General features: G+C 67.0%; 9 protein-coding genes. 2 read left to right on the top strand and 7 right to left on the bottom strand.

Annotation, left to right across the window (positions count from 1 at the left end):
- Positions 1–721 precede the first annotated feature (721 nt).
- Positions 722–2083, bottom strand: coding sequence for a hypothetical protein (locus tag VT85_RS23465; protein ID WP_156513050.1), 1362 nt, complete (start codon positions 2081–2083; stop codon positions 722–724).
- Positions 2084–2346: 263 nt separating this feature from the next.
- Here VT85_RS23465 and VT85_RS28785 point away from each other — a divergent pair, with 263 nt between their 5' ends.
- Positions 2347–2682: a hypothetical protein gene (locus VT85_RS28785; RefSeq protein ID WP_068420423.1), complete on the top strand. Its 336-nt coding sequence runs from the start codon at positions 2347–2349 to the stop codon at positions 2680–2682.
- Positions 2683–2783: 101 nt separating this feature from the next.
- Here the strand turns inward: VT85_RS28785 and VT85_RS23455 are convergent, their stop codons facing one another.
- The 4 genes from VT85_RS23455 to VT85_RS23435 form a co-directional block, all read right to left on the bottom strand.
- Positions 2784–3938, bottom strand: a complete 1155-nt coding sequence (locus tag VT85_RS23455) for a DUF5677 domain-containing protein (RefSeq protein WP_156513049.1) — start codon at positions 3936–3938, stop codon at positions 2784–2786.
- A gap of 485 nt (positions 3939–4423) precedes the next feature.
- Positions 4424–5893, bottom strand: a complete 1470-nt coding sequence (locus VT85_RS23445; RefSeq protein ID WP_068420415.1) for a DUF1501 domain-containing protein — start codon at positions 5891–5893, stop codon at positions 4424–4426.
- A gap of 10 nt (positions 5894–5903) precedes the next feature.
- Entirely contained in the window at positions 5904–9197 is a 3294-nt protein-coding gene (locus VT85_RS23440) for a DUF1553 domain-containing protein (RefSeq protein ID WP_068420413.1), read from the bottom strand.
- 180 nt (positions 9198–9377) lie between these two features.
- Positions 9378–10709, bottom strand: a complete 1332-nt coding sequence (locus VT85_RS23435; protein ID WP_068420411.1) for a transposase — start codon at positions 10707–10709, stop codon at positions 9378–9380.
- A gap of 33 nt (positions 10710–10742) precedes the next feature.
- On the opposite strand from VT85_RS23435, the gene VT85_RS23430 reads away from it, so the two are divergent.
- Positions 10743–11168, top strand: coding sequence for a hypothetical protein (locus VT85_RS23430; RefSeq protein WP_068420409.1), 426 nt, complete (start codon positions 10743–10745; stop codon positions 11166–11168).
- Positions 11169–11357: 189 nt separating this feature from the next.
- Here VT85_RS23430 and VT85_RS23425 read toward each other — a convergent pair whose 3' ends face one another.
- Positions 11358–11888, bottom strand: a complete 531-nt coding sequence (locus VT85_RS23425) for a hypothetical protein (protein WP_068420408.1) — start codon at positions 11886–11888, stop codon at positions 11358–11360.
- A gap of 183 nt (positions 11889–12071) precedes the next feature.
- Positions 12072–13400 (bottom strand): reverse transcriptase family protein, encoded by a 1329-nt coding sequence (locus VT85_RS23420; RefSeq protein ID WP_068420407.1) that lies wholly within the window; start codon positions 13398–13400, stop codon positions 12072–12074.
- Between the last annotated feature and the right edge of the window lie 2 nt (positions 13401–13402).

Here is a 13402-nt window from a genome sequence, read left to right as displayed (position 1 = left end):
TCGCCCCGTCCCCAGCCTCTTCAGAATGATCTGCACCAGGGGGCCGAGTTCCATCCCACGAAGGCTCGCCGCAGCCCGGAGCCGGCGCCAGTCGGTCTCCTCCAAGGGGACCTGCAAGGTCCGATACCTCTCTCCGCGCACCGCCCTGGGCATTGGAAGTCCCCCCAACCTAGAAAGCTGATCCCCCCGAACCCAACCCCAGGCCCGAGGACCCCCGTCCGAGGGACTTCGATTCCGCTTCCGTTCTTCCGATTCGCGATTCCGCTTCGGCGACCGACGGGCCCGGGTGCCGAGGCCAGAGATCCTGATCTTTCATAGAGCCGAAGGCTCCTAACTAAGATCCCTGTCCCTCTCTCCGGGCCCCCCCTCCAACCGTTCGTAGTGGTAGTGCGTGTGCGTGTCTGTCTCGGTATTGGCGTCTTGGGCTCGCGTGTGCTTCTAGTGCTTGTACAGGTCTTTGAGTTGGCCGGGGCTTCGCCCGGCCGGCAAGGGGCTGTAAGGCGGGGCCTCGCTTCCCGCCCGGACCGCCGTGTCCGGAATTCAAAGCCATAGATTCTTGTGCTTGTACATATAGTATTCAAGGGTAATACCCTTATATACCTTACGCCGCACGCTTCCTACCCGCACCGACTCAGAACGTGTCTCGGTGCCCAAAAAAGGGCCCGAATTCCCTAGTAGGGAGACCGGGCCCTCCGTATCGAACATCTTCGCTGGCTCCCGCCTACGACCCGAATCCGTAGGCTTCGCGGAGCCAGCGCACGGCCGCATCAAAGCGGTCTTGAGACGGCTTGATGTAATGCCGATCGGCGATCGACCGCGGAGAATGGCCCAGGAAGAGCAGGGCGTACCTCGAGTGGGTCTCGTGAGTGTCCAGGAGGGAGGACGAAGTCTTGCGGATCAGCTTCATCGGGGTCTGGATCTTCAGGCGGCGGGCCAGGTGGGCGTAATTCGACTTCACCGCGTCGCACTTGTGGCGGACTCCGTCCTCGGTCGTCCACTCCCGCACCCAGGCCCGACCGGACTCCGTCTTCAGGGCGTGATCGCCCGTCCGATGTCCCGCCCCCTCCAACAGCTCCCAAGTCTCGGGCCAAAGGGGATACTCGACTGTCGGGACGGTCTCTCGATCACTAGTCTTGGACCGCTTCCGGGTGATCCTCCCCCTCCTCCAGTCAATCTCCTCCGGGCGGATGTCCGAGATGTCTTTCTGGCCCATCCCGCAATTCGCCATCAACAGCAGGTGAAGGCGGAGCTGGCCCGGGGCCCCCTCGATCAGCTTACGGACGGTCTCCGGCGGAAGCGTCGGGACCGCCGCGGGCGAACCGCCGAACCGATAGCGACGGGACGACAGGTTGGGGGGCAGGGGAACCAGCCGTTTCGACGCGAGCCACTCGATGAAGGTCCTCGCGTGGCGGAGGAGCTTCTTCTTGTACTCAGTCGAGAGCCGGGTCCCGACCAGATGCAGCCACCACCCTTCGAACCGATCAGCGTCGATCGACGAGACGTCCAGCTCGGGGCCGCACCAGTCTCTGAACATCCCCAGGCATCGCCGAGCCCCGTCGAACGAGGCACCCGAGATGTCCCCAGCGTCGAGGCGGGCCCGCTCAAGCTCGAGGAACCTCGCGACCCGGGCCGCGATCGTCCGATCGGGCGGGACCGCGTCGACCCGGGCGAGACGATCCCGCCAGACGCTCTCGGTCGCGTACAGCATCCGGAGCTGATCGATCGAAGGAGGAACCTGGCCGAACTGCGCCCGGAAAGCCTCCTCGAGGATCCAAGCGTCGTCGGCCGGAGACTCCCCCGAACGGATCAACCCGATCTCCGCCTCGATGTTCGCCGCAGCCGCGTCCTCCCCGTTCCGACGAGCCCAGTCGACCCGACGGGCCAGCTCCGACAGCCGAGGGGCGTGCGGATGCGCGACTTCCTCGGCCGCGGCCAACTCCGCCAGCTTCGCCCGCATCCAGGCGTTGGCCTTGGCGGCGGAGGCCTCCTTCGTCGGGGGGGCTCCCAGGGTCTCGGGGGTGACGAAGTACCACCTCCCTTTCACCATCTTCCGCCATCTAGCCTTGTCAGGCTGCCAGCTCATCAAGCATTTTAGAGCCATGGCCGAGTCTCCTGGGTCGAAGGTTGGGGTACAAAACCGCCCGCTCGCGGGCCCGATTGTACCCCGAATACCCCTGAAAACACAGGAGAATCGGCTAGGGTGGTTTTCTTACACGTAGGAGGTCGGGGGTTCGAATCCCTCATCGCCCATTCCTCAACCCAAGCCGTAGCCCTAAGTTAGGGCTCACCCTCCGGGCGGAGGTGGTGCGGCCGAAGTCGGTAGTCTACCGGTTTTGGAGCATCGCCATGCCTCGCAATTCCTCCCGCACCCCGTCCTATCGCCTCCACAAACCGAGCGGCCAGGCCGTCGTCACGATCGACGGCCGCGACATTTACCTCGGAATCCACGGCACCGACGCGAGCCGCGCGGCCTACGATCGCGAGAGGGGCCGGTGGCCGGCCGAACGGGTGGCGGCGACCCGGCTGACGCTGATGGTCCGCCTCGCCGCCGCCGGCGCCCCCTGCCGGGCGATCGGCGGCGTCCTCGGCCTCGGCCGCACGACCGTGAACGACATGCTGCGGGCCCTGCCGCCGGAGACTCGCCGCGAGCTGGAGGAGATCGACCTCGCCACGCTGCTGTGACGGGGAGCCGACGCGACGGAGCGTCGAACGGCCGGGCTCGTCGACGATGACGGGCCCGGCCGTTAGCATGCTCGTCGGACGGCTAGCTGTCTGAACGGCCATCAGGCAGGCGGAGCTTTCTTCTCCTCTCCACGTCTCTCGAACTCCTCTTGATACAAGGCTTCGGCTTCACTGAATGCGGCTTCGCAAAGCCCCGTCAACTTCTCGATGACCAGTCTCGACACAACAGCGGTTTCGCTCGCTCGAAGTCCCAACATCGCCCTTGAGGCATGCGTGATCGAGATGGCGGTGCTTACTCCGGGGTCGTAGAACCCGGCGTCGGAGGGACCGGCCAGCATGATCGGCATGTCTGGAGCAGGAAGGCCTATATCAAACCAGATCCCCCGGCTCCCAGCGTGGTTGCTGTGGCAGGCCATCTTAAAGAACGGGCGAAGGTACTCCAGTCCTACCGCCGCCTCGATGGCTGTGAAGTGGGGATTCTTTATGTTTAGGGCGTTCGCCGCCCAGCCCCATTGCTTCCAGTACGAATCTCCGAATCGCGAGCACAGATCACGTTTTCTGTCTTCGTGACGCTCCATCTCTTCGGCCGATAATGGCTCGTAGTCCGGACCGAGGGCAGCCGCTTGCTCCTGGAAGATCTTCGCATAGTCGTAAGCGTCTTTATGGTCGTGCAGGAGGTAACGCTCCGCAACGTCTTGTCCGCGGCCCGAAATGAAAAGCGAGACCACGGCAGCCTCGTGAAGCGTCCGCCAGCGAGACATCGCTGCTGACGGGAACCCCCCCTCTAGAAGCCATGACACTTCCTGAGCGAGGAGGCAACATCGAGCATGCAGCCGGATCACCGCGATGAAAAGTAAGTCCCCGTCTTCGTTCGCTTGATGCTGGTACTGGTTGTTGAACAGCTCGCCTGTTTCAAGTGATGCGGCGATGAGCATCTTTAGACTGGTTATCGAGTTCCCCCAGATCGATTGGATGTGCTTGCTGTACCTGCGTCGAATCGCTGCTCGGTTCGAGAGCATCTTTCGTGAGCTGGAAATCATGGCTTGGACGATCTCGTCGCCCCGAGAGTCGAGCGCTGCTAGCAATGGAGATGGATTGTCGGGTATATTAATGTATGAGTTTAGTGGCATATCAATGTTTTCAATGTCGCTTTCGCCGATCAAGCTGCCGAATTTGAAATAATCTTCATTTATGGAAGGTAAGGATTGGTTTAGGCCGAGACGTTCCCGCAGCTTCCTTCGGAATCGTCGAATCATAGCCCGCTCCACTCTGGATGATGTTTGTCTGCCAGGAACCGGCCGATCGACCGATTGGATTCAAACAACCATACAGCCTGTCCTCAATTGAGCATACCCCGTGTGCCTACGTGAGATCGACATTCGCTAGGTCTGGGGGCGTCATGTGGCTCAGGCTTTGAGTCCCGGGGTTGGATCGTCGAGGCCAAAGGGATGGTTCCAGATCCCGGTAGACTACCGGATTACCGTCGAAAATCGGCGAAATTGGACCAATCCGGGCGAGTTTGGGCCGGGTTGACGTGCGGGCTCGGCGAGGTACAATTCCTTGTGAAATCGGGAGTTGCCGACGCACTGACTGGGTGGAAGGTCGACGGCCTGCGGTGTCTTACACGTAGGAGGTCGGGGGTTCGAATCCCTCATCGCCCATTTCCTGCCTCATCGCGACTTGCGTCGCGATCTCCATCTCGCCTCGCACGCTTGTCGTCCTGATTCCCACGATTAGTCGGTCAGGCCAGGATCTCGGTGATGACGTCGCCTTCCACGTTGGTGAGGCGGCGGCGGACGCCGTTGTGTTCGAAGGTCAGGGATTCGTGGTCGAGGCCGAGGAGGTGGAGGATCGTGGCGTTGAAGTCGTAGAGGGGGTGGATGTTCTGGATCGCGCGCTGGCCGAGGTCGTCGGTGACGCCGTGGCTGATGCCCGGTTTGACGCCGGCGCCGGTGAGCCAGCAGGTGAAGCCGTCGGGGTTGTGGTCGCGGCCCTGCGCGCCCTTCTGGAACATCGGCATGCGGCCGAATTCGGTGCACCAGACCACCAGTGTCTCTTCCAGCAGGCCGCGCTGTCTGAGGTCGCGGATGAGGCCGGCGGCGGGCTGGTCGAGGATGGCGGCGTGCCGGTCGTACTGTTCCCTGAGCTTGCTGTGGCCGTCCCAGTTCAGCTCGCCGCCGCTGGCGTAGGCGCCGTTGAAGAGCTGCACGAAGCGGACGCCGCTCTCGATCAGTCGTCGGGCCATGATGCAGTTGCGGGCGAACGCGGCCTTGATGGGGTTGGTCGTGTCGTCGGCCCCATAGAGGCGGAGGATGTGCTCGGGCTCGGTGGAGAGGTCGCCGATCTGGGGGATGCTGAGCTGCATCCGCGCGGCCAGCTCGTAGCTGGCGATGCGGGCGGCGAGCTTGCCGTCGCCCGGATGGGCTTCCAGGTGGCGGCGGTTCATCCGCTGCAAGAGGTCGCGCGCGGCGAGGTCGGAATCGGGCCCGACGCCGGGCGGGGACAGGTGGCGGACCGGGTCCTTGGCACTCAGCGGCGTGCCCTGGAAGGCCGCGGGGAGGAAGCCGGGGCCCCAGTTGTTCGAGCCGTTCTGCGGCACCCCGCGCGGGTCAGGGATCGCGACGTAGGCGGGGAGGTTCTGGTTCTCGCTGCCGAGCGCGTAGCTGGCCCAGGAGCCGAGGCTCGGGAAGCCGTCGAGGACGAAGCCGGTCGACAGGAAGTTCTCGGCGGGGCCGTGGGTGTTGCTCTTGCTGGTGAGCGAATGGATGAAGGCGATGTCGTCGGTGAGTTCCGCCAGGTGCGGGAGCATGTCCGAGACCATCTTGCCGGTCTGGCCCCGAGGCCGGAATTCGTACTGCGGGCGGGCGAGATTCCCGGCGGGCCCCTGGAAGGTGACGGCCGGGCCGCCCGGCAAGGGCTGGCCGTCGTACTTGATCAGCTCGGGCTTGTAGTCCCACGTCTCAAGCTGGCTGACGGCCCCGGCGCAGAAGATGACCAGCACGTTCTTCGCCTTCGCCGGGAAGTGCGGCGGCCTTGGGGCGAAGGGGCGGCCCGGGTCGATCGCGGGGGGCTCCGCGGCGAGCAAACCATCGCGGCCCAGGAGGCTCGCCAGCGCGATCGAGCCCAGGCCCGTCGCCGCGCTGGAGAGGAACCGGCGGCGATCCAACCAGCCCCGGCCGATCGTGGAGAGGCCCTCGGATTGGCGAGTCATCGGGGGCACCTCAGGGCGTGAAGAGGAATTCGTTGCAGTTCAGCAGCACGCGACAGAGCGCGGCCGCGCCGAAGCGGACGACGACGTCCCGGGCGTCGGCGGCTTCCGCCTCCTCCGGGTCGCGACTCAGCGCCAGTTGATAGGCCCGTCGCACCTGCCCGTCCACGCCGCCGTCGCCGTTCTGGTCCCGCGCCACGCGGGCGGCGAAGGCTTCGGCCTGGTCGAGCGTGAAGCGGCTGTTGAAGAGGTTGAGGGCCTGGATGGGGGTGGTCGACTCGCGGCGGCGGGCGGTGCTCTGGCCGGCGTCCGGACAGTCGAACGCGCCGAAGACGGCGTCGCGCTCCCGCCGGACCTTGTGGGCGTAGATCATGCGGCGGAGGCCGTCCCCCTGGAACGACTCGACGGGGATGAAGCCGGTCAGGCCGCCGCGCTTGTCGAACAGGTCGAACCCCGGCCCCCCCATCTTCGGATCGAGCCGGCCGGCGACGGCCAGCATCGAGTCGCGGATCGTCTCGGCGTCGAGCCGTCGCGGCGGGAATCGCCAGAGCAGCCGCGCGTCCGCGTCTCGGGCGGCGGCCTCGGGATGGAACCGGGACGACTGGCGGTAGGTGGCGGACAGGACGATCAGGCGATGCATCCGCTTGACCAACCAGCCGGAGCGGACGAACTCGGCGGCCAGCCAGTCGAGCAGTTCCGGGTGGGACGGCTTGGCCCCCATCCTTCCGAAGTCGCTCGCCGTCTCGACCAATCCCGCGCCGAAATGCCCCTGCCAGATGCGGTTGACCATGACCCGCGCGGTCAGCGGATTCTCGGGCGACGCGATCCATTCGGCCAGCACGCGGCGACGTTCCTGCTCGGCGGTCTCGCCGTCGAGTGCGGCCCCCCCCAGCGCGGAGAGGAGGGCCGGGACGACTTCCTCTCTCGGCTGTTCGGGGTCGCCGCGATTCAACAGGTGGATCGAGTCGGGCTTGCGGAAGGTGCCCGCGAAGGCGAGATCCGCACGGTCGGCGGCGGTGATGCGAGCCTCGAGCGCCTTCCGGTCGGCCTCGATCGCGCGGACCTTGCGGGCGTCGTCCGCGTCGAGCCAGGCCGTGGAATAGGTGGGGGCGGTCTCGCGCGCCTCGGGGACGAAACGGCGGCGGTCCGAGGCGTCGGCCACGGTTCGCCACGACCCGTCCGGGGCCTGCACCTCGATCCGATAGTCGATCGCGAGCCGATCCCCGTATTCACCCCGGCGATCGCGTCCCCAGCTCACGCGCTCGATCGTCCGCTCGGTCCCCAGGTCGATCTCGACCCAGCCCTTGCCGGTTTCGTTCGACATCCAGCTACGGGAGTTGCCGTATTGCCCATCATTGATGAATTGGAGTTCATGGCGGTCGGCGACGACGGTGTCTCCCGACGAGCGGACCGAGACCCCCGCGCCCGCGCCGGCGAGCGCTGCGTTACGCCCGGAGACTTCGAAGACTTCGAGTTCGTCGATGCAGGGCTCGAGCTGATTCGTGGCGAGGACGGTGAACCGCACCCGACGGGTCGCGACCGGGGCGAAGCGGTCGTTGTTGACCTGCGGCTTCACGGCGGGACGCGAAGGGGCGGCGTCGACGAGGGTGCTCAGGGCGTCGAGCGAGGGGCCCGCTTCGATCGTGTAGGCGGTGGCGAGCCGATCGCCGAGGACCCCCTCGCGGTCGCGGCTCCAGGTGATCCGGTTGATGGGGGTCGGCTCGGCCAGTTCGACCGTGACCGTCCCCCGGCCCGGCTCGTCGGACATCCAGCTCCAGGAGTTGCCGAATCGGCCGTCGTTCAGATGCTCAAGCCGATGGATGTCCGAGGTCCGGCTCCCCGAGGCCGCGACCTTGCCCCCGTTGGCGGCCAGGGCCGCGTTGCGCGGGGTCGGCTCGTCTGTGAAGACTTCCAACTCGTCGATACAGGGCTCGATCAGGCCGAGCGTCGGGTGGAGGTTCGCGTCGTGGATGGTGAAGCGGACGAACCGGGCCTCGACCGTGGCGAAGGTCTCCTCGTTGAGCGTCGGGCTCGGCTCCCTGGCCTGGACCCGTCCGGGCCGGGCCGGCGGCTCGAACCGGCCGAGCGTCCGGTCGAGTTCGGCGACCTGCGACTTGAGGCCCGCGACCTGCCGTCGCCGTTCGACGGATTCGGGAGTCCGCATCTCGCGGTCGTCATACTCCACGCCGGCGACGAAGGCCTGCATCGCGTAATAGTCGCGGGCGGTGATCGGGTCGAATTTGTGGTCGTGGCAGCGGGCGCAACCGATGCTCAGGCCGAGGAAGGTCTGGCCGATGTTCACCACGATCTCGTCGATCGCGTCCTGCCGCGCCAGCCGCTTCGAGATGTCGTCCGCGCCGATCTGGCCCGGCAGGAGGACCGAGGCCGTTACCAGGAAGCCGGTCGCGGCGTCCGCGCCCATCGCATCGCCGACGAGTTGCTCGCGGACGAATCGGTCGTACGGCGTGTCGGCGTTGAACGATGCGATCACGTAATCGCGATACGGCCAGGCGTTGGGGCGTTCCGTGTTCACCTCGAAGCCGTGCGTGTCGGCGTAGCGGACGACGTCCAGCCAGTGCTGCGCCCAGCGCTCACCGTAACGGGGCGAGGCGAGCAGGTCCTCGACGACGCGCTCGTAGGCGTCGGGGCGGCCGTCGCCGAGGAAGGCGGCGGCCTGTTCGGGCGTCGGCGGGAGCCCGATCAGGTCGAAGTAGACGCGCCGGAGCCAGGTGACGCGGTCGGCCTCGGGAGCCGGCTCAAGCCCTTCCTGCTGCAACCGGGCGAGGATCATCCGGTCGATCACGTTCCCGGCCGAGGCGTCGGCGACGGGCTCGCGCTCGACGGCGGCCGGGGCCTGGACCGGCTTGAACGACCAGTGGTCGAGACGGTCTTCCAGCTTCACCAGGTCGACGCCGTCGGGCCAGACCGCCCCCTGTTCGATCCAGGCCCTCAGCGTCGCGATCTCGTCGGGGGGGAGCGGGTCGCCCGACGACGGCATGCGGTCGCCTTCATCCTCGGACTCCACGAGCTGAAGGAGTGGGCTCTCCTCCGCATCGCCCGGGATGACGGCGGGGCCGTAGGCGTCGCCCCCCTTGAAGGCCTCGGACTTGACGTCCAGGCGGAGGCCCCCCTTCTGCTTCGCGGCGCCGTGGCAGGAGTCGCACCGCTTCTGGAAGATCGGCCTCACGTCGCGGACGAAGTCGACGCCCTGGGCGTGAGCCGAATGGGCGTCGGAGGCCGCGACCACCCCGAGCCCGATCGCCAGGACCCAAAGCGTGCGAAACGATGGGTTCCAGGTCTTCGGCATGACGAGTCTCGCAGATCGTGTCTCGACAGTTCGGATGCGTCGGCGACGGTCGCGACGAACGACTCCGGGAGGGCCCCTGCTCTCGTGGAGGGGGGGCGGCTCCGGTCGTGCGGGAAGATTCTTTCATGCCATGATAACACGCCCTTGGATGATTCTGCACTTTCTGAGATTGCATAAGCATCAGGCCGCGAGCCGCAGCAGCCTGTCGGCGGCGGCTTGAATTTCCGCGTCGGTCGGGCCGGACCGCAGGATCGCGAGAATCTCCCCGGCCAGGATCTCGCGGCGCCAGGCCCGGCGCTTGTCGGCATGGCTCGGTCGGCGCAGCTGCGAGTCCCACGGCGAGTCGGAGCGGTCCACCAACTCGGCCTCCGACCGTCTCCACGCCCAGGCCTCCGTCAGGGTGTAGGTCCAGAGGCAGACGTGGAAAGCCCCGACGCTCGCGTGGATGAACCGCACCTGCTGCTTCCCCGCCCCGACGACTTCCTTGATCTCGCGGAAGGCTACCTCCAGGCTGAAGCGATCCGCGATCGTCGTCAGGACGTCGGCGACCGTGGCTTCGGGGTCGGTGCAGAAGTAGGCCCGCCAGCCGTGCGGCTCGTCGACCAGCACGACCAGGATCACGCCGCCGGCCGGCCGCCACGTCGCCAGGAACGTCTTGTAACGCTTAACCTCGGCGCCGTCGTAGAGGTCGAAGGAGCCTCGCGACCAGCCCCGCTTCTGACCGGCCCGCTTGGCCAGGTCGACGACTCGCTCGCCGTAGACGCGAGGGCGACCCCGCCTGCCCGACGGCCTGGGGCCGGGGATGGTCCGCAGCGCCGCGTCCTTGCGGAGCCGGCTGACGACCGTCATCCCCAGGGCCTTCGCCGGCTTCAGCAGCTCCTTCTTCGCGTAGGCGCCGTCGGCCACGACCCAGATCGGCCTCTTCATCAGGCCGAGCCACGGCCTCGCCCATCGCAATAGCTCGACGGCCATCTCCAGTTTGGTGCGGAACGCGGGCCGATGCTTGGGGGCGATCGCCGGCAGGTCCACCCGCCGGACGTACAGCCGCGACAGCAGCGGCAGGCCGATCACGCCCCAGGACCGATGCTCGACCAGCAGCGCCAGCACCACGAAGACGTGGCCGTAGACGTGCGGCGATCCGGCCGGGCCGGGCGTCGGGTTGTGATGCACGCCGGCGGCCTGGACATACGGGCCGTAGCGCCGCGTCGGCGTATCGTCGAGCGCCAGCGTCAGCCGACCCCGCCCCGTCGCGAGCGGCGCGACGACCTCGTTCAGCAAGCGGCCGGCGATCGAGCTGGCCTCCCTCCCGGCCGCCGCGACGGCGATGTAGCAGGACTGGAAGCGGCCGCTCAGCCCCGCGGCCCGAATCCACGTCGTGACGGTCCGCCGGCCGTGAGCCAGCACCGCGCCGACGAACAGCAGGGCGAGCCGGGGCGCCGACCGTCGGTCGAGCGGGCCGGAGAGACGGACGAACCACTGGCAGGGGGCGGGCGTCGGATGCGAGGATGTCATCGGGGCCGGCTCCGCTCAGGTCGATGGTTTGGTGTGGTAACCTCCATCGTCCCGGGCGAGCCGGTCCTCGTCCACCTGATACCTTCGAGCCGGGAGCTGCGGTCGGACATGGGCCGGATCGAGGATTGCGACCTCTGGTGGTTTCGCGAGCTGTATTCGATCCTCGCCGCGTTCGCCGATGCACCCGAGAATACCATCGCCCGGATCGGTGGGGGCGTATCCGTCCCCGACGATCAGGCCGAGGACCTGGACCACTTCCGAGGCTGCATCCTCGCGAAGTACCCGGACGCCCGCGATCTCGCCGTGATGAAGGTCGTCGAAGAGGTCGACGCGATCCTCGAACGACGAAGTCTCGGGGGAGAAGCCTTCGAGGAAGGGTTCTGGACGAATCAGGGCTTCCGGGAGCACCCCGACTGGAAGGCGATCCGGGGCCGGGCGCGGTCGTTCCTGCTGCGGTGATTCCGCGCCGACTCATCCCGCAACGCTCGCCTCGTTCGAGCGGCGACCGATCAGAGGTCGGCTCAAGCCTTCAACCAAGGAACGACCAGGGTTGGCCCATTTATCAAATTCCCGGAAAGTGCAGATGATTCTCATCGCCCGATTTCGGGCTGATCCCGGGCGGTCCGACCCTCCGGCTCCCTGCTTGCCCTAATCGAGGTAACTCCAGCTCCGCCGATCAAAATTGTAGATTTTCCGATAGTACGGCGGAACCACCTGCCACACGAGCAGGGGGGTTCCAGAGTTGTAATAAGCAAAGCTGCCCGGCGGGCCCATGCAATACTTGGCGGCTGGAACGGAATTCAGGTATTGCGGTACGAGTTCGTCGAGATTCTTGGGGAACCTGCCGTTGTCGTCGTGATACTCCTCGCAAGCCGCCACGATTCGCTGAGCGTTCACCTCGGCCACCCTGAGTTGAACGGCGTCGTTGGCCTTGAGAAGCCCCAACGTCAACGCGGGTATTCCGATCCTGACAAGAGCGAGACCCCAGCCGGGGCGTTGGATCGCATTCTTCACGAGGCTGACGAGAAACCAAATCGGACAGATGAGCATCGAGAAGAGGAACGTTCCGAAAAACGCTCCGTCCCAGACCAACAAGACGCCGGCGGCGACGACGCTCCCTCTGATGCCACGAAAGAACCCTCTCACGCCAGCCACGTGCGCAACCGTCTCCTTCCGCATCCGTCCCATCTCGTCGCCGAACTCCGCCCAAGACCATCGTAGTCGACCAGCCGGTCGCCGACGGCTGGGGCGGTTTCGCCTTTCATCCACCATAAACATGGTTGTCGGCGTGGTCGATCCCCACGCCGGAATCGCTCACAAGATCGCGAGGCTGGCCGGGATCGACGGGGCCTGCGCGGTCGCTCACGACCTCGGAGGCGAGCCGGCCGCGGCCTGGTCGACGGCTCGCGAGAGTTCGTCCAGGAGCGCCTTGCCGAGCGCCGGGTCGGTCATGGCGACGTACGCCGCACGGCCGGCGAGGACCTGGGGCGGCTCGGCGTCCCTGGGCTCCTTGCCCGAGGCGAGGTTGTGGATCGCCGCGCGGAGGTTCCGCTTGAACTCCCGGTCGACGCGCGGGGGGCGGTCGCCGTTGACGACGAGGCCGGTGATCGACTGCCGCCCTCCTCGACGCCCGACGGCCGTCTTCTTGTCGTGGACCGCGAAGCCTTCCGCCTCGACGATCCGGCGCACCGAGCCGCGCAGCCGTCCGACCGCCGGGGGCGCGTCCGACCCCGAAGCTCGGCTGAACGTGAGGTCGTCGGCGTAGCGGGTGTAGCGCCAGCCCTGACGGCGAGCGAGGCCGGAGAGCCGTCGGTCGAGCCGGAGGCAGAGCGCGTTCGTGACGGCCGGGCTCGTCGGCGCCCCTTGCGGCAGGCACCTCGGCCCGAGGGCCACGTAGTAGGTCTCGCCGTCCTGCTCGACGACCTCGCGGGGCGACTCCGTGCAGATCAAGGCCAGCAAGGTCGCGACGTGCTCGCGGTATCCGGCCTTGCGGAAGAGCCCCTTCACGCGACGCCAGGTGACGGTCGGGAAGAAGTCCTTGAGGTCGATCCGCACCACGACCTTCGGGTCGTGATGGGCGGCGGCGTTCGAGAGGATCGACCGTCCGGGGAGGAAGCCGTGGGCCGCGCCGTGCACCGGCAGCCTCTCGGCGATGTTGCGGAGGATCCAGTGTTGCGCCTGCTTCAATCGGGGCATCGGCGCCCAGATGGCCCGTTCGGTGCCGTCGCGCTTGGGGATGGTGAAGCGCCGGTAGTGGATCCGCCTGGCGGCGTCGCGGTGGAACGCGAGCCAGCGGAGCTGGGGGATCGTCAGGCCGAGCGCCTCGGCGAGCTGTCGGGGCGAGTCGAGCGGGGGGAGCTCGTTCTCGGCGGCCTGCACCTCGGCGTTGGGGAGGTCCCATTTGTCGGGGCCGGGCTCGTCGCTCCAGAAGACGCCGTCGCCGAGGTGGACGATGTGCTCGGCGCGATAGGCGGCCCAGGTCTCGCGCCGCAGGCGGTCGCGCTCCTTCGCCTCGGCTTTCAGCGACTTCTTGTAGTCGGCCAGCTCGCGATCCGACAGGCCGTCGGTCTCGCGGCGGGCGACGAGGAAGCCGCGCTCGGCGAGCTGGGCGTCGATGTAGGGCTGGACCCCCCCGGCCTGGACGATCGCGCGCCAGAGGTCGGACGGGTCGGTCTGACGTTGCGTGGCCATGT

The organism is Planctomyces sp. SH-PL62, assembly GCF_001610895.1.
In the GTDB taxonomy this organism is placed as follows: domain Bacteria; phylum Planctomycetota; class Planctomycetia; order Isosphaerales; family Isosphaeraceae; genus Paludisphaera.
Note: the sequence above shows the minus strand (reverse complement) of the source record. Positions and strands in the feature narration are given on the sequence as shown.

Coding starts and splice junctions, on each gene's coding strand:
- VT85_RS23465 (WP_156513050.1), bottom strand. CDS start 2,083: ATGAGCTGGCAGCCTGACAAGGCTAGATGGCGGAAGATGGTGAAAGGG.
- VT85_RS23455 (WP_156513049.1), bottom strand. CDS start 3,938: ATGATTCGACGATTCCGAAGGAAGCTGCGGGAACGTCTCGGCCTAAAC.
- VT85_RS23445 (WP_068420415.1), bottom strand. CDS start 5,893: ATGACTCGCCAATCCGAGGGCCTCTCCACGATCGGCCGGGGCTGGTTG.
- VT85_RS23440 (WP_068420413.1), bottom strand. CDS start 9,197: ATGCCGAAGACCTGGAACCCATCGTTTCGCACGCTTTGGGTCCTGGCG.
- VT85_RS23435 (WP_068420411.1), bottom strand. CDS start 10,709: ATGACATCCTCGCATCCGACGCCCGCCCCCTGCCAGTGGTTCGTCCGT.
- VT85_RS23420 (WP_068420407.1), bottom strand. CDS start 13,400: ATGGCCACGCAACGTCAGACCGACCCGTCCGACCTCTGGCGCGCGATC.
- VT85_RS28785 (WP_068420423.1), top strand. CDS start 2,347: ATGCCTCGCAATTCCTCCCGCACCCCGTCCTATCGCCTCCACAAACCG.
- VT85_RS23425 (WP_068420408.1), bottom strand. CDS start 11,888: ATGCGGAAGGAGACGGTTGCGCACGTGGCTGGCGTGAGAGGGTTCTTT.